Genomic DNA, 15,153 nt, shown 5'->3' with positions numbered 1-15,153 from the left:
CGCTACAACCCGGAGGGCTTGTCCCGCTACAACATCGTGCCGGGCCTCATCGGCACGATCCTGACGATGACGATGGTGATGCTCACGGGACTCGCGATGACGCGTGAGCGCGAACGCGGCACGATGGAGAACCTGCTCGCGACGCCGGTGCGACCGCTGGAGGTCATGATCGGCAAGATCCTGCCCTACATCGTGCTGGGCTACGTGCAGCTGGGGGTGATCCTGCTGGCGGCGGCGCTGCTGTTCCAGATCCCGATGGCGGGCAGCTTCACGCTGCTGCTGGCGATGATCGGCGTGTTCATGCTCGCCAATCTGGCGGTGGGATTCACCTTCTCCACGCTGGCGAAGAACCAGTTGCAGGCGCTGCAGGCGACGTTCTTCTTCTTCCTGCCGTCGATGCTGCTGTCGGGGTTCATGTTCCCGTTCCGCGGCATGCCGCGATGGGCGCAGGTGATCGGTGAGGCGCTGCCGCTGACGCACTTCCTGCGCATCGTGCGCGGGATCATGCTCAAGGGGAACTCGTTCCAGCAGCTGGTGCCGGAGCTCTGGCCGATGCTGGTCTTCCTGCTGGTCGCGGGAACCATCGCGCTGCTCAGATACCGGCAGACGCTCGACTGAGATCCCCCATGCCCACGGGGGAAAGTCCTGACCTCGGCTTCAGCCGCGCTTCAGCACCCGCGCGCACCGTGAGGGCTCGCGGGTTGGAGCTTGGAGGACCACATGGGGCACGCCACACAGAGAACATGGCGGAAGGTCGTCGGCGCGGCGGCGACGCTCGGCGTCGCGGGCATGGCGGTGGCCGCGCCTGCGGCGGCGGATCCGGCGCCTTCGGCGTCAGCCCCCTGGGCTGCCGCGACGGAAGCCCCGGCGGCCGAGGCGACGACGCCGACTGAACCAGCGCGCCGGCCCCTGGCGCTGCAGGCGTCGCTCGCCGCGTTGCGGACGCGGCTCCAGTCGTCTCCGGCGGCCCGTGCCGACAGTTCGCGATCCAATGTGATGTTGAGCCGGGGCCTCGACATCCAGGTCGTCGAACTCCCGCGCGAGGGAGCGCCCATCGGCCCGCCGCCCAAGCGTGCGCATCACGCGGTCAGCATCGGCATGGAAGGCCCCAAGCAGATGCTGCGGGGCCTGGGACTCGACGCGACGGAGTGCGCCGCGCGATTCCGGATGCCGTCCAAGCTCAGCCGCAAGGCGGATGGATCGGCTCAGATCGACGTGATGGCCCAGTTGGGCATGGGCTGCAAGTTCTGAAGCGCTCAGGCGTAGAGCGTCGCCCGGCCTTCGCGGACGAAGCCCGCGAGCCGCAGTCCGCAGGACTGCGCCGTGCGGATCGCCAGGTGCGTGGGCGCGCTGACGGCGGCCAGCATCGGCATGCCGGCGATCGCCGCCTTCTGGACCATCTCGAAGCTCGCGCGGCTGGTGACGGCGGCGAAGCCTTGGGACGCGTCGATGCCGGCCTTGGCCATGGCGCCGATCAGCTTGTCGAGTGCGTTGTGGCGGCCGACATCTTCGCGAGCGAGGATGACGCTGCCATCGGGGCGGCACCAGGCGGCGGCGTGGATGCCGCCCGTGCGTTGCTGCAGCGGCTGCGCGGCGGCGAGTTCCCGCATCGCGCGCGACAGCGCGGGCACGAGGGCATCGGCGTCGGCGAGCCCTGCGGGCAACGCTGGCACTGGCCGATCGGGCACGCGGAACACCTGATCGAGGTTGTCCGTGCCGCAGAGGCCGCAGCCGGTGCGACCGGCCATGCTGCGGCGCCGCTCTTTCAGCAGCGCCTCGCAGCGTGCCGTCACGCGCAGTTGTAGCGCGACACCGTTGGGCCGCGTCCGCACTTCCACGTCGAGCAGATCCGCCGGCGAGGCCAGCAGCCCTTCGGTCAGCGAGAAGCCGAGCGCGAAGTCCTCGAGGTCCAGCGGCGTCGCCAGCATCACCGCGTGTGAGAGGCCGTTGTACTCGAGCGCGATCGGCACCTCCTCGGCGACGAACTCCTCGTCCGCCGCGCGCGTGGCGCCGAGCCGCTCCGGCCGCACCGCGATCAGCGCGGACGGCAGCGGTGCGTCGTCATCGTCGGGCGGCGCGCAGGTTTCGCTCATGGGGTCGCTCATGGGGTCGCTCATCGCGCCGTCTCCGCGACCGCGTCGTCCGCGCCATCGCCGCGACCCGCCGGCGTGATGCGGGCGATCCATCGACCGTCTTCATCCACGTGCAGGCGCACCCAGCCGGGTCCCTGCGCGTCGCCGACGCGCGCATCGCTCATCAAGGTGTAGAGCCGCAGCAGCACGCTGACGCGCAGCCCCGTGCGCTTGGCCAGCCGCGGCAGCGACACGCCGTTGCCGCCGTCCAGCTCCGCCAGCGTCTCCAACGCGAAGCGCGCCTGCGCGGCCACGTCGCCGTCGTCCTCGATCTCCTCGACCCCCTCTTCGACCTGACGGTCGGGGTCGTCCCGGATCTCAGCGGCGGGCGCGCCGGCTGCGCTCATGGTCGCGTCCTCAGGCGCTCACGCCCGCCACCGAGCGGGCCTGGTCCTGCGGCAGCGGCGCGTCCTGCGTGCGCAGCGTCAGCACCACCGGGATGGACTTCGACGTCGGCGTGCCGGCGCCGATGGACACGCTGCTCAGCGGCACCAGCGAGTTGGTCTCCGGGAAGTAGCTGGCCAGGCAACCGCGCGGGATGTCGTACTCGATCAGCACGAACTTCTCGGCACGACGCGTGTCGCCGTCGCTGTAGACGCTGGTGATGTCGACCCACTCGCCGGCCTTCATGCCGATCGCCTTCAGGTCGTCCTTGTTGATGAACACCACGCGACGATGGCCCCACACGCCGCGGTAGCGGTCGTCGTTGCCGTAGATCGTCGTGTTGTACTGGTCGTGCGAACGCACCGTCGCCAGGTTGAAGACCACCGTCTTCTCGTCGCCGCGCAGCCGCGCGCGCGCCTGATGCAGCGGCGTGTCCGTCGGCAGCTTGTAGGCGATGAAGTTGGCCTTGCCGGTCGGCGTGTTCCAGACCCGCTCCGACGCGGTGTTGCGCAGACGGAAGCCGCCCGGCACCTTGATCTTCTCGTTGAAGCCGGCGAAGTCGTCGAAGACTTCCTCGATCTTGTCGCGGATGCGCGAGTAGTCCTCCACCAGCCACAGCCACGGCGTCTTCGAACGGCCCTTCAGCGTCGCGGCCGCCAGGCGCGCCACGATCATCGGCTCCGACAGCAGATGCTCCGACGCCGGCGCGTTCATGCCGCTGGAGATGTGCACCATGCTCATCGAGTCCTCCACCGTCACGCCCTGCGGGCCGGCGGCCTGCATGTCGATCTCGGTGCGGCCCAGGCACGGCAGCACCAGCGCCTCCTTGCCGTGGATGGTGTGGCTGCGGTTGAACTTGGTCGTCACGTGGACGGTCAGGTCGGTGTTGCGCAGCGCCTTCCAGGTCGCGATCGTGTCCGGCGTCGCCGAGGCGAAGTTGCCGCCCAGGGCGAAGAACACCTTGCCCTTGCCGTCCAGCATCGCCTGGATGGATTCGACGGTGCCGTAGCCGTTCTCGCGCGGCGGCTCGAAACCGAACACCTGGCCGAGGCGGTCCAGCAGCGTCTTGGGCGGCTTCTCGTAGATGCCCATCGTGCGGTCGCCCTGCACGTTGGAGTGGCCGCGCACCGGGCAGGCGCCCGCGCCTTCGCGGCCCAGGTTGCCGCGCAGCATCAGCAGCGCGGCGATGTGCTGGATGGTCGCGACCGAGTGCTGGTGCTGGGTGATGCCCATGCCCCAGCAGATGATCACGCGCTTGGCCTGCGCATACAGGTCGCCGGCGGCGCAGAGCTGCTCCTGCGACAGGCCGGATTCGGCCTCCAGCGCTTCCCAGCTTTCGGCCCGGATGCTGGCTTCGAATTCTTCGATGCCGTGGGTGTGCTCGGCGATGAAGCCCAGGTCCAGCACGCGCTCGCCGCCGGCGGCCACCGCCTCGTCGTCCAGCTCGAAGACGCGCTTGCACAGCGCCTTCATCACGGCCATGTCGCCGCCGATGCGCAGCTGGAAGTAGTTGGTCGAGATCGGCGTGCTGCCCAGCGTCGCCATCTCCATCTTGTCCTGCGGATCGGCGAAGCGCTCCAGGCCGCGCTCGCGCAGCGGGTTGAAGCTGACGATCTTGCAGCCGCGCTTGGAGGCCTCGCGCAGCTCGCCCAGCATGCGCGGGTGGTTGGTGCCAGGGTTCTGGCCCATGATGAAGATCGCGTCCGCCTTCTCGAAGTCGTGCAGCGTCACCGTGCCCTTGCCGATGCCGATGGTCGGCTTCAGGCCCTGGCCGCTGGGCTCGTGGCACATGTTCGAGCAGTCGGGGAAGTTGTTGGTGCCGAACTCGCGCACGAACAGCTGGTACAGGAACGCGGCCTCGTTGCTGGCGCGGCCCGAGGTGTAGAACATCGCCTCGTTGGGGCTGCTCAGCGCGTTCAGGCGCGCGGCGATCAGCTCGAAGGCGTCGTCCCAGGCGATGGGCGTGTAGCGGTCCGTGGCGCGGTCGTAGACCAGCGGCTCGGTGATGCGGCCCATGTTCTCGAGGTCGTAGTCGGACCACTCGGCCAGCTCGCTGACGGTGTGTCCGCCCAGCACCTCGGCCGTGGCGCGGTGCGCGGTCGCCTCGGCGGCGATCGCCTTGGCGCCGTTCTCGCAGAACTCGAAGGTCGAGCGGTGATCCCGATCGGGCCAGGCGCAGCCGGGGCAGTCGAAACCGTCCGCCTGGTTGGCCGACAGCAGCGTCTTCGCCCCCTTCACCGCGACGCCCTGTGCCTGCAGGTGCTTCGCGACGCTCTTCAGCGCGCCCCAGCCACCGGCCGGTCCCTTGTAGAAGTGGATCTTCTGCTCGCTCATGTGTACCCCCGGTTTGATCGGGCCGCGGCCCGTTCAAACCACCCCCCGAGGGGGTGGCGGGCCGGCTTGGGACGGCCCGGCACTCGGCCCGCCCCTCGCTAGAAAGGAAGAATGGCAGACCGAGGCCTGCCATCGTGTTCACAGTATCGGCGCTGGCAGTCAGCGCCGTGCAGTGAGGGTCAAGAAAAGAACTTCGCGGCGCTCAGCAGCGTGCGATAGATGCCCCATGCCAGCGGGATGCCCACGGCCAGCCAGGCCAGCGCGACCAGCGCGGTCGGCGTCGCGGAGCCGGCGCCCGGGCCGCTGCCCACTTCGGCGGCGGCGGCCTTCTCGTGCGCCAGCTTCTTCTCGACGGCCAGTTCGGCGTCGGTCATGAAGTGCTTGTCGGCAACCGGGCGGATGGCCAGGTTGGCCAGCAGGCCGATGACCAGCATGCCCACCAGGATGTACATCGTCTGGTTGTAGACCTGCTCGCGCGGGATGCCCAGACCCAGCTGGTAGTCGCGCATGTAGTTCACGACGATGGGGCCCAGGATGCCGGCGGTCGCCCACGCGGTCAGCAGGCGGCCGTGGATCGCGCCCACCATCTGCGTGCCGAACAGGTCGCCCAGGTAGGCCGGCACGGTGGCGAAGCCGCCGCCGTACATCGACAGGATGATGCAGACCGCGCCCACGAAGGCCAGCTTGTGGCCGGCGGCCGCGCTGCTCGGCAGGCTGGCGTACAGCAGGCCGCCCAGCACGAAGAACACGGTGTAGGTCAGCTTGCGGCCCAGCTTGTCCGACAGCGACGCCCACACGAAGCGGCCGCCGATGTTGAACAGGCTCAGCAGCGCGGTGAAGCCGCCGGCGATCGCGGCGATCGCGGCCAGCTGCGTCTTGTCGAGCTCGGCGAACTTGGCCTGCACGCCGATCAGCGAGCCGCCGAAGATCTCCTGCAGCATCGGGCTGGCCATGCCGATCACGCCGATGCCGGCGGACACGTTCATGCACAACACGATCCACACCAGCCAGAACTGCGGGATGCCCCAGACCTTCTTCACGTGCACGTGGCGCTGCGTGATCATGGTGTTGCTGGCCTGCGCCGCCGGCGGCGTCCAGCCTTCAGGCTTCCAGCCGGTGGGCGGCACGCGGTAACCCAGCGCGCCGGCGACCATGAACAGGAAGTACACGACGGCCATGACGACGAAGGTCTGCATCACGCCCGCGTCGGTCGGGGTGGCGAAGTGCTTCATCAGTTCGACGGCCAGCGGCGAACCGATCATCGCGCCGCCGCCGAAGCCCATGATGGCCATGCCGGTCGCCATGCCGCGGCGGTCCGGGAACCACTTGATCAGCGTCGACACGGGCGAGATGTAGCCCAGGCCCAGTCCGATGCCGCCGATCACGCCGGAGCCGAGGATCATCATCCAGAACTGGTGGGTGTGGATGCCGATCGCGGAGATCAGCATGCCGCCGCACCAGCACACGGCCGACACCAGACCGGCCTTGCGAGGACCGGCGCGTTCCAGCCAGCCGCCCCAGATCGCGGCCGCGCAACCGAGGAACACGAAGAACAGCGTGTACATCCAGCCCAGGGTCGCGACGCTCCAGTCGCACTGGGTGGTGAACAGCTGGGCGAAGAAGCCCACATCCTTGCCGCACGCGGCGCCGGTACCGGCGGTCTGCAGCATCTTGGACAGCGGCAGCCAGAACACCGAGAAGCCGTAGGCCATCCCGATGCACAGGTGGATGGCGAGCGCGCTCGGCGGCACCAGCCAGCGGTTGAAACCGGGAGCGGCGATGGTGCGCTCCTTGTCCAGCCAGCTAGCGCCGGCGGATCCGCCGCCCTGATCGGTCAGCACAGTAGACATGGGTCCTCCTCAAACAATGAAAGGCGGCCGCGACGCGGCCCGCTGATGTCGAACGGCAACGAACCCTCAAACGGTACCGTCCGGCCGCGTCCCGTGTTCCGACCTCCCCGTCCCCTTCGGCATCAAGAAACCGTTAGGAAATCGATTTCTGGTGACGGGCTGAAAAAGTTGGCGCAGAACGCTCGCGGCGGGCGCGATCTTGACGCATGTCACTGACATCCATTGACAACCACACATAGCGAGCGGACATCTATCGCACGAAACCGACAGCCGGCAGCTATGAAACGCCGGGCGGTAACCGAATGTGCCGTCGGGAGTTTGGGCGATCAACGCACAACACCCCCTGGAGGCGGTGGGATCCCCAGGCGGCATGGGGGCCGGCCCGGCACCAGGGCGGATTGTTGAGGTCCCCACAACGGTGCGTTGCGCGGCGCAGCATTTATGCGATCGGGGTGAATGCCTATTGTTCAGATGTCTCCTGTCTCCGAAGGCGTCCATCAGCGCCTTCTTCACCGGACCGCCCTTCAGGGGCCGTCCGGTTTTTTCTTGAGCGTCCGCCAGGGGCGCGACGCCTCCAGGGATCGCCGTTTGCCCCGATGAACACGCGGATGTATCGGGGTGAAACCTGCCGGTTGTCCTACAAACCCTCGCGACATCAGCCCACGTCCGACTCCCCTCCGACGGTCCAAAGTTGGTCCTAACCGATCTCCACCGATCGGCCCCTCAAGCCCAAAGGAGAGACCCAAATGAACGCAACCAAATCCCTCGTGACCGGTGCCGTCGCCCTGACCGCTTTCGCCAGCGTGCTGGGCCTGGCTTATGCGCAGGTCGAGAACTCGACCGAGTCGACCCAGACCCAGGCCACGCAGGAACAGTACCCCGCCACGCAGACGGAACAGCAGGCCCCTGCCGACCAGAGCATGACGCCGGCCGACCAGTCGAACCAGGCGACCACGCAGCAGGACCAGACCACGCCTGAAGCGCAGTCGCAACAGACCCAGCCGTCCTCGACGGACCAGTGGCAGAACCAGCAGCCGCAGTCGCAGCAGGATCCGCTGCCGACCGAACCGACCAGCGCCGGCACGCCGGCTCCGCGCGCCGACCGCAACTGATCGGTGAGCGTCCTACGCCGCCACGCCCGGACTTAGCCTCTCCCTGAAAGCCCACCATGCTGCGCGCCTCCAGCGGGTACTACTTCAGCGATCCGCCGCCACCGAAGCCGCCCTCGAGGCTGGTTTCGGGGTGGATCCCGGAGCACCTGCGGGAACGCGCGGGATGGGCGGCGCAGGGTCTGGTCCTGGGCCTGGCCGGCGCGCTGCTGGCCTGGCCGGCGGCCACCTTCCTGATGAAGCAGCTGCGGCCGGCTCCGCCCGTCGTGGCCCGTCACACCACCCCCGCCCCGGTCCAGCCGGTCGTCCACGCCCCCGCGCCAGTGTTGCGGACCGGCAAGGCCGATTTCGGCAAGACCAAGGTTTCCAAGCAGGCCCGCCAGCTCGCCCAATGGGTGATGGCGGGCTGGGATCACAACGGTCGACCGTTCGCGATCCTCGACAAGCGCCAGGCCCAGGTGCTGGTGTTCAGCCCCGAAGGCAAGCTCCAGGCGACCACGCCGGTGCTGCTGGGCTACGCCGCCGGCGACGACAGCGTCGCGGGCATCGGCCTGAGGCCCATCGCCGAGGTGCGCCCGAACGAGCGCACCACGCCGGCCGGCCGCTTCGTCGCGCAGCCCGGCAAGAACGCCGGGCATGAGGACGTGCTCTGGGTCGATTACGACGCCGCCGTGTCCATGCACCGCGTGCGCCCGACCAACCCCGCGGAACGTCGGCTGGAGCGGCTCGCCTCGCCGACGCCCAAGGACAACCGCATCAGCTTCGGCTGCATCAACATGCCGGTGAAATTCTTCGAGCAGACGCTCTGGCCGACCTTCGGCAAGCGCGGCGGCATCGTGTACGTGCTGCCTGAAAAGAAGGCGATGGAACAGGTCTTCGCGGAGCAGATGCGCCGCGCCAAGGCCGGTCCGTCCACCTGAAGCGGTCGATGACCGCCCCTCGCCCCTCGCGGTCGACGACCGCAAAACACCCTTGCTTCGCCCGGCCCGCGCTGGCGCTGGCCGTCGCTGTCGCGCTCGCCGCCGGCGTGGCGACCTCCGCGCAGGCCCAGGTGAGCCGTGCGACGGTGCGCGGTCTTGTGACCGCGCCGTCCGGCATCCAGCCCGGCGGTCTGTCGGTCACCGCCACCAACAGCGCCAACGGCGCCCGCTACCGCACCAGCACGCGTGCGGACGGCCGCTACGCGCTGATCGGCATCGCGCCTGGCGAGTACGTGGTCAGCGTCGCCGGCGCCGACGGCAAGCCGATCAAGACCGAGCGCATCACGCTGTCCGTCGGCGAGAGCGCGTCGCTCGACCTCGGCGCAGTGCCGGTGGCAGACACGCCGGATGCGATCCAGCTCGGCACGGTGACCGTCGAAGGCAACGCAAGCCGGCAAGGCGTCAAGGATTCGCAGCTGGGCACCGTCGTGTCGCAGCGCATGATCGAGGCGCTGCCGCAGAACACGCGCAACTTCCTCAGCGCGGCGGACCTGGCGCCGGGCGTCGCGTTCTCGACCGACTCCAGCGGCCTGAGCCGCGTGCAGTCGGGCGCGCAGGACTTCGACCACCTCAACGTCTTCATCGACGGCGTGGGCCAGAAGAACAACATCCTGCGCGGCGGCGTCAGCGGCCAGTCGGACACGCGCGGCAACCCGTTCCCGCAGTCGGCGATTGCCGAATACAAGGTGCTGACGCAGAACTACAAGGCCGAGTTCGACCAGGTCAGCAGCGCCGCGATCACGGCGGTGACGAAGTCCGGCACCAACGAGTTCCACGGCGAGCTCTACGGCGACCGCACCGGCACCAACTGGCGATCGATGAACTCGCTCGAGAAGGAGCGCGAGGCCCAGGGCATCCCGCGGCCGTCGTCGGAGAAGTACGAGTACGGCGGCAGCGTCGGCGGTCCGATCGTCAAGGACAAGTTGCACTTCTTCGTCGCCTACGACGCCAAACGCATCGAGGACTCGCGCCAGATCGCGGGCCAGAACTTCGAGAAGCTGCCCAACGCCGGCATCGTGCCGGAGCTGCTCGCGCGACGCGGCAACCAGGTCGACCCATTCCACGAGGACCTGTTCTTCGGCAAGCTCGACGCGCAGCTCAACGACGAGCATCGCCTGACCCTCAGCGCGCGGCTGCGCCGCGAGACCGACCGCATCGCCGAGGACCGCAACCTCTCGCTGCCCGGCAACGACAAGGAGCGCCGCAACGACGAGACCCGCATCGACCTCAAGCACGAGTGGTCGCGCGACGACTGGCTCAGCGAGGCGCGCATCGGCTACGAGGACTACCTCTGGAATCCGAAGTCGGCGTCGGACACGGCGCTGGTCCGCTACAAGGTGTCGACGGCCTCGCCGCAGGTGCTGACGGCGTCGCAGGACGTGATCCTGGACGGCGGCTCGCCGGACGCGCAGCGGCGCAAGCAACGCGGCACCTTCGTGTCGGAGGAGCTCACCTACACCGGCTTCGACGGCCACGTGCTCAAGGGCGGTGTGAAGCTGAAGGACATGCGCTACGACCTCAGCGGCACGGCCAACTCGGTCGACGCGGTCGAGGTGCTGATCGACAACGTCACCGGCCTGCCCTACTGGGACGGCACGAACTGCCTGGGCACCAACGTCTCCAACAACGGCAGCACCAGCGCGCAGTGCAACATCCGGCGCGCGTCGGCGGCCTCGGGCGCCAGCTTCAAGAACAAGCAGTGGGGGCTGTACCTGCAGGACGACTGGAGCGTCACCAACAAGCTCGAACTCAACCTCGGCGTCCGCTGGGACTACGAGGACAACATGCTCAACAACGCGTACGCGACGCCGGCGGACCGCATCGCGGCGCTGATGGCGCTGGACGGCGAGCGCTACGGCATCGTGCCGCCGGCGGGGCAGACCTACGCGCAGTCGCTGGCCAAGGGCGGCATCGACGTGTCGCAGTACATCAGCAGCGGCAATTCCCGCAAGGCCTTCAAGAACGCGATCGCGCCGCGGGTCGGCTTCTCCTACGACGTCTTCGGCAACCGCAACACGGTGGTCTTCGGCGGCTACGGCCGCAGCTACGACCGCACGATGGCCAACCACGCGCTCGACGAGCTGCAGAAGAACCAGGCGACCGGCGGCGAGATCTGGCTGATCCGCAACGACCTGAAGATGCCCTATGCGGACCAGTTCAGCATCGGGCTGCGGCAGGCGCTCACGAAGACGTGGAACGGCGAGATCGCGTTGAGCCGCGTCGAGGCGAAGAACCAGTTCGTCTGGTTCAGCGGCAACCGCGATGCCAACGGCGGCTTCGCGCAGCAGTCGTCCATCGATCCGCTATGGGGTGGGCCGCCAGGCTTCGGTCAGGTCGTGCTCGGCGATTCGATCGGCCGGACGCGGACGGACTCGGTGTTCGTGAAGGCGGAGAAGCCGTACTCGGAATCGTCCGGCTGGACGGCCACGCTGGCCTACACCTACAGCGACGCGAAGACCACCAACCTCCAATGGAGCAACGACACCTTCGACTGGACCTACGGCCGCGCGGGTCGCGGCTGGAATCCGAGCACGCTGGTGGACCGGCACCGGCTGGTCGGCGCGTTCATGACGGACAAGCTGCTGCCCTGGGGGCTGACCTTCTCGGCGAAGGGCACGTACGCGAGCGGCTTCCCGCGGCGTCTGACGAATTGCATCGGCGGCACGCCGCAGTGCTTCCTGGTGGAAGGCGATTCACCGAGCTTCCGCCAGGTCGACATCAGCATCGGCAAGGCCTTCAAGTACGGCATCCACCAGGTCGCGCTGCGACTGGACGTGCTGAACGTGCTGGGCGCCGACAACTACGGCGGCTTCGACGACTGGATCGGCAACGCGCCACAGCCGGGGGCGACGCCCAACCGGCTGGGCGGCGACAACCTCAACCTCGACAAGCCCAACAACATCCGCGGCGACAACCGCGCGATGCGGGTGGTGTTGAACTACAAGTTCTGAGGCGGGCGCACACCACAAAGCGGGGACAGCGCCGGATGACATGACGATCGGCAGTCACGGCGGCCTCGCCGGTATGCTGGCCGTCATCGTTCATCGCCAACGGCCGGATGCCATGACCACTGCCCTGCTCATCATCGACCTGCAACGCGCGCTCTGCGTCGGCGAGTACGCCTGCCACGAGGTCGAGGCCGTGATCGGCCGCATCAACGGCCTGATCGCGCAGGCGCGGGAGAGCGGCACGCCTGTGGTCTTCGTGCAGCACGAGGAAGACGGCTACGAGCCGCTGCGCCACGGCAGCGAGGGCTGGCAGATCGACGACCGCCTGCACGTGACGCCGGACGACCGGCGCGTGTTCAAGACCTCGCCGGACTCGTTCCACAAGACCGAACTGGATGCGGTGCTGAAGGGATTCGGCGTGACGCACCTCGTCATCTGCGGCGCGCAGAGCGACTTCTGCGTCGACACGTCGACGCGCCGAGCGCTGAGCTCGGGCTACGACGTCACGCTGGTCGAGGACGGCCACACGACGATCGCCTACGGCGACCTCACGGCGCCGCAGATCATCGACCACCACACGCTGATCCTGCGCAACCTCAACAGCTTCGGGCCGACGATGGAGGCGAAGAAGGCGGCGGAGATCCGGTTCGAGACGACCTGATCCGCCGAGCTCGGATCACTTGAGGGTCGTTCGCGAACTGGCAAGCTGCGACAAGGTCATGTCGCACTGATCCACGGTCGCGATGCAGTCGAGCCCGCGCGATTCGACCTCACCCATCAGGCTCAGCCACGCGTTCAGGCCCTCGAGCGTGACCTTGGTGCGCGAGGTCCGGCTCCAGCCGCGTTCCGCCAGCTGACCCAGGTAAATCCACGTCTGACGGCGCGACAGCCCCGACAGTTGCCCGATGCAGGCCTGCGACACCGGCAGCGCCAGGCTGTTGCCCACCGTGCCGGCGCGCTGCGAACTGCTCAGCGCGGCCGCCAGCGTCGCCAGCACGCTGATCAGCCGCTGGAAGCCGTTGCCGGCCAGCCGCATCGTGATCTGGTCCTGCAGCCGCGACGCCGTCGCCGCGTACAACTCGCCCGTCGCCGCGTCGCGCTGGGGAACGCTCGCATCTTTCATCCGCGGCATCGGGATGTGGATCGTCGTCACGTCCACCAGCGCCGTCACGTCGTACCGCGCCGCCAGCTTGCCCAGCGGCGAGTCCGCCCCGATCACGTCGCCCAGCCACAGCGCCGCCACGGCCACGCGCGTGTCCGCCGCGACCTTCGCCGCGAGGAAGGCCGCGCCGCCGCTGATCGCGATCCACTCGGCCAGCGGCGTGCCGGCCTCGATGATCTTCTGGCCGCGCCGATACGTCCGGATCTGGCCGTCGGCCAGCCAGTCGTCGCTCGTCGCGTCCGGTGCGCCGTCATGCGTCGGCGTCCGCGTCCCTCTCGTGCTCATGGTGTGTTCTGCGTGAGATCCGCCGGACAAGGCTCCGCCCTCCGCCCGAATTGCGGAAGGTTCGCGAAGGCCATGACGGCGAATCGTGGGTTATAGAAGCGGGCCGCCGATCCCGATCGGTGGATAAGGCCCGTGGCCCCGGCCCGGTTTGCGGGTTGACCGCGCGGCGATCAGCGCGTCACCAGATGGACAGGCTCCTTGCCAGCACGCGCTGCAGCCAGCTGCGCGAGGACGCCTCCGACACGTCGCCCTGCGCGACGCTCTCCAGGCTCGCGTTCACCACGTCGCGCGAGGACACGAGGTTGCCCGGGCGGATGTCGCGCGGATTCACGATCCCCGAGAAACGCAGCGTGTTCACGCCCTTGTTCAGGCCCACGTTGCGCTCGCCCGCCACCAGCAGGTTGCCGTTGGGCAGCACGTTGATCACGCTCACCGCCACCGTCGTCGTGAAACTGTTGTCCGTCTCCGTCGTGCCCGATCCCTTGAAGGAATCGCTGCCCGCGGCCGTCGCGTCGATGTTGAGCAGCCGCTCCACCGCGCCGATCTTGCTCTGGCCGCCCGGCCCGCGCACCGCGAGCTTGTTGTCGCGGGCCGTGTCGGTGGTCTGCTTCTGGCTCGCCTTCAGCGTCTCCTGGATGTCCACCTTCATCGTGTCGCCGATCGCGCTCGGACGCTTCTCGCCCGAGAACAGCGAGGTCGGCGACATGCTCGGCTGGTAGATCGCGCCGTTGCTGGGCCGCTCGATGTACATCGGCGCCTGCGGCGGCGTGACCATCATCGGACCGGCCACCGTGGGCGGCGTGCTGGAACACGCGACCAGCGTGCCCAGCGCGCCCATCACGACGGCCGCCAACGGCCCCGTGGACCGCCACGCGGACCGCTCCTTGAACCGCTCCGTGGTCGGCTGCGGGATCCGCAGCGTGGACGCGTTCATCGCGCCCCGGGACTTGTTCTTCGACATCATTCCCCCCTCAGCTCTGGAAGCCGGTGATCAGCGCCTTCACGACCGGCGCGATCTTGTTGCGCGTCCCGGCCCAGCGGGCCAGGCCGAAGTTCTCCTCGGCGACGTAGCTGCTGGTCGACAGCAGCGTCCCGTCGGACCGGTGCAGGCTCAGCGACGCGGCGCTGAGGTTGGCGCGGTAGCCGCTGGCCATCGGCGGCACGCCCCATTCGATCGTCGCGACGTAGCGCAGCCACACACCGCATTGCTGCAGGCCGGTGCCGGGCTCGTACACGCGGCTGTCCACGCCCTGCCCCTTCAGCTCCGCCTGCATCGCCGGGACCAGGTCCTCCAGCGGCGCATTGCGGTTGAACTCGATGCACAGCGTGCGCACCGGCGCGTCGCCGTGATGGACGGTGTTGCTGGCCTTGGCCGGCGCGGCGGTCGCGAGCGCCGTCGAGGTCGCGGTGCCGGCGCCCTTGAGCAGTTCCCAGGCCGGAAGCGGACTCAGCGCGCTGCAGCCGCCGAGTCCTGTCAGCGCAGCGACGCCGATGAACCCGATGAGCCTGACGGATGCGCGCGGCCGGCGCGCGGGTCGAATGCGCATGGCCCCGTCCTCACACCAGTTCGTCGAGCACGGCGACACCGCCCAGCGCGGCCATCACGCCGTAGCCGACGACATTGCCGAGCACGTTGCCGACGCCGCCGGCGACATCGCCGACCGTGTCGGTGACGACCTCGGCGGCGGTCTCGACGGCGTCCGCCGCGTCGCTCGCCAGCGCCTGCAGGCCCTTGGCGCTGATGGTCGCGGTCACGCCGAGCACGGGCCCGAGCGTCAGGCTGGGAGCGCCGCCGCGCGAGGACCCCGACGACCCGCCCGAGGCGGCGGCGCGGCCACTCTCATGCGAGCCGTCGGAGGACGTCGCCAGGGCGACCAGACTGGACAGGAGGGGCACGCTGCTCAAGGGGAACTCCCGGCGGCGGCGCTCAGCCGCGCGCGGCCAGCGAGGCCGTGTCGAGCGACAGCGT

Annotated in this window: 14 protein-coding genes; 6 read left to right on the top strand and 8 right to left on the bottom strand. The window is 68.8% G+C overall.

Going from position 1 to position 15,153, the window contains the following annotated elements:
* Both VF536_RS11125 and VF536_RS11120 read left to right on the top strand, forming a co-directional pair.
* On the top strand, positions 1–618 hold a 618-nt coding region (locus VF536_RS11125), incomplete at its 5' end, for an ABC transporter permease (protein WP_331614913.1).
* Positions 619–720: 102 nt separating this feature from the next.
* Positions 721–1,251, top strand: a complete 531-nt coding sequence (locus tag VF536_RS11120; RefSeq protein ID WP_331614912.1) for a hypothetical protein — start codon at positions 721–723, stop codon at positions 1,249–1,251.
* 5 nt (positions 1,252–1,256) lie between these two features.
* On the opposite strand, the gene fdhD is transcribed toward VF536_RS11120, so the two are convergent.
* The 4 genes from fdhD to VF536_RS11100 all read right to left on the bottom strand — a co-directional run bounded on the left by fdhD (position 1,257) and on the right by VF536_RS11100 (position 6,700).
* Positions 1,257–2,093 carry a formate dehydrogenase accessory sulfurtransferase FdhD gene (fdhD, locus tag VF536_RS11115; protein ID WP_331614911.1) on the bottom strand — a complete coding sequence of 279 codons (837 nt, stop codon included), beginning with the start codon at positions 2,091–2,093 and terminating at the stop codon, positions 1,257–1,259.
* Positions 2,094–2,113: 20 nt separating this feature from the next.
* Complete coding sequence (locus tag VF536_RS11110) at positions 2,114–2,479, bottom strand: hypothetical protein (RefSeq protein ID WP_331614910.1); 366 nt, start codon at positions 2,477–2,479, stop codon at positions 2,114–2,116.
* Between the two features lie 10 nt (positions 2,480–2,489).
* On the bottom strand, positions 2,490–4,850 hold the full coding sequence (locus VF536_RS11105) for an FdhF/YdeP family oxidoreductase (RefSeq protein ID WP_331614909.1): 2,361 nt from the start codon (positions 4,848–4,850) through the stop codon (positions 2,490–2,492).
* A gap of 179 nt (positions 4,851–5,029) precedes the next feature.
* A complete protein-coding gene (locus VF536_RS11100; protein ID WP_331614908.1) occupies positions 5,030–6,700 on the bottom strand; it encodes an OFA family MFS transporter in 1,671 nt (556 codons plus the stop codon).
* Positions 6,701–7,446: 746 nt separating this feature from the next.
* Here VF536_RS11100 and VF536_RS11095 point away from each other — a divergent pair.
* The 4 genes from VF536_RS11095 to VF536_RS11080 all read left to right on the top strand — a co-directional run bounded on the left by VF536_RS11095 (position 7,447) and on the right by VF536_RS11080 (position 12,398).
* The gene (locus VF536_RS11095; protein WP_331614907.1) at positions 7,447–7,812 is read left to right on the top strand and encodes a hypothetical protein; all 366 of its coding nucleotides are present in this window, start codon (positions 7,447–7,449) and stop codon (positions 7,810–7,812) included.
* Between the two features lie 56 nt (positions 7,813–7,868).
* Positions 7,869–8,729 carry a hypothetical protein gene (locus VF536_RS11090; protein WP_331614906.1) on the top strand — a complete coding sequence of 287 codons (861 nt, stop codon included), beginning with the start codon at positions 7,869–7,871 and terminating at the stop codon, positions 8,727–8,729.
* Between the two features lie 8 nt (positions 8,730–8,737).
* The gene (locus VF536_RS11085) at positions 8,738–11,740 is read left to right on the top strand and encodes a TonB-dependent receptor (protein ID WP_331614905.1); all 3,003 of its coding nucleotides are present in this window, start codon (positions 8,738–8,740) and stop codon (positions 11,738–11,740) included.
* A 112-nt stretch (positions 11,741–11,852) separates the two neighbouring features.
* A complete protein-coding gene (locus VF536_RS11080) occupies positions 11,853–12,398 on the top strand; it encodes a cysteine hydrolase family protein (RefSeq protein ID WP_331614904.1) in 546 nt (181 codons plus the stop codon).
* Positions 12,399–12,413: 15 nt separating this feature from the next.
* On the opposite strand, the gene VF536_RS11075 is transcribed toward VF536_RS11080, so the two are convergent.
* The 4 genes from VF536_RS11075 to VF536_RS11060 form a co-directional block, all read right to left on the bottom strand.
* Positions 12,414–13,184 carry a hypothetical protein gene (locus VF536_RS11075; protein WP_331614903.1) on the bottom strand — a complete coding sequence of 257 codons (771 nt, stop codon included), beginning with the start codon at positions 13,182–13,184 and terminating at the stop codon, positions 12,414–12,416.
* Between the two features lie 178 nt (positions 13,185–13,362).
* A complete protein-coding gene (locus VF536_RS11070; protein ID WP_331614902.1) occupies positions 13,363–14,148 on the bottom strand; it encodes a flagellar basal body L-ring protein FlgH in 786 nt (261 codons plus the stop codon).
* A gap of 7 nt (positions 14,149–14,155) precedes the next feature.
* On the bottom strand, positions 14,156–14,731 hold the full coding sequence (locus VF536_RS11065; protein WP_331614901.1) for a cell division protein FtsI: 576 nt from the start codon (positions 14,729–14,731) through the stop codon (positions 14,156–14,158).
* 10 nt (positions 14,732–14,741) lie between these two features.
* The gene (locus tag VF536_RS11060) at positions 14,742–15,089 is read right to left on the bottom strand and encodes a hypothetical protein (protein WP_331614900.1); all 348 of its coding nucleotides are present in this window, start codon (positions 15,087–15,089) and stop codon (positions 14,742–14,744) included.
* Positions 15,090–15,153: the final 64 nt, after the last annotated feature.

It is taken from the genome of Roseateles sp., assembly GCF_036486225.1.
Lineage (GTDB): Bacteria > Pseudomonadota > Gammaproteobacteria > Burkholderiales > Burkholderiaceae_C > Roseateles.
Note: the sequence above shows the minus strand (reverse complement) of the source record. Positions and strands in the feature narration are given on the sequence as shown.

Coding starts and splice junctions, on each gene's coding strand:
- VF536_RS11120 (WP_331614912.1), top strand. CDS start 721: ATGGGGCACGCCACACAGAGAACATGGCGGAAGGTCGTCGGCGCGGCG.
- fdhD (WP_331614911.1), bottom strand. CDS start 2,093: ATGAGCGAAACCTGCGCGCCGCCCGACGATGACGACGCACCGCTGCCG.
- VF536_RS11110 (WP_331614910.1), bottom strand. CDS start 2,479: ATGAGCGCAGCCGGCGCGCCCGCCGCTGAGATCCGGGACGACCCCGAC.
- VF536_RS11105 (WP_331614909.1), bottom strand. CDS start 4,850: ATGAGCGAGCAGAAGATCCACTTCTACAAGGGACCGGCCGGTGGCTGG.
- VF536_RS11100 (WP_331614908.1), bottom strand. CDS start 6,700: ATGTCTACTGTGCTGACCGATCAGGGCGGCGGATCCGCCGGCGCTAGC.
- VF536_RS11095 (WP_331614907.1), top strand. CDS start 7,447: ATGAACGCAACCAAATCCCTCGTGACCGGTGCCGTCGCCCTGACCGCT.
- VF536_RS11090 (WP_331614906.1), top strand. CDS start 7,869: ATGCTGCGCGCCTCCAGCGGGTACTACTTCAGCGATCCGCCGCCACCG.
- VF536_RS11085 (WP_331614905.1), top strand. CDS start 8,738: ATGACCGCCCCTCGCCCCTCGCGGTCGACGACCGCAAAACACCCTTGC.
- VF536_RS11080 (WP_331614904.1), top strand. CDS start 11,853: ATGACCACTGCCCTGCTCATCATCGACCTGCAACGCGCGCTCTGCGTC.
- VF536_RS11075 (WP_331614903.1), bottom strand. CDS start 13,184: ATGAGCACGAGAGGGACGCGGACGCCGACGCATGACGGCGCACCGGAC.
- VF536_RS11070 (WP_331614902.1), bottom strand. CDS start 14,148: ATGATGTCGAAGAACAAGTCCCGGGGCGCGATGAACGCGTCCACGCTG.
- VF536_RS11065 (WP_331614901.1), bottom strand. CDS start 14,731: ATGCGCATTCGACCCGCGCGCCGGCCGCGCGCATCCGTCAGGCTCATC.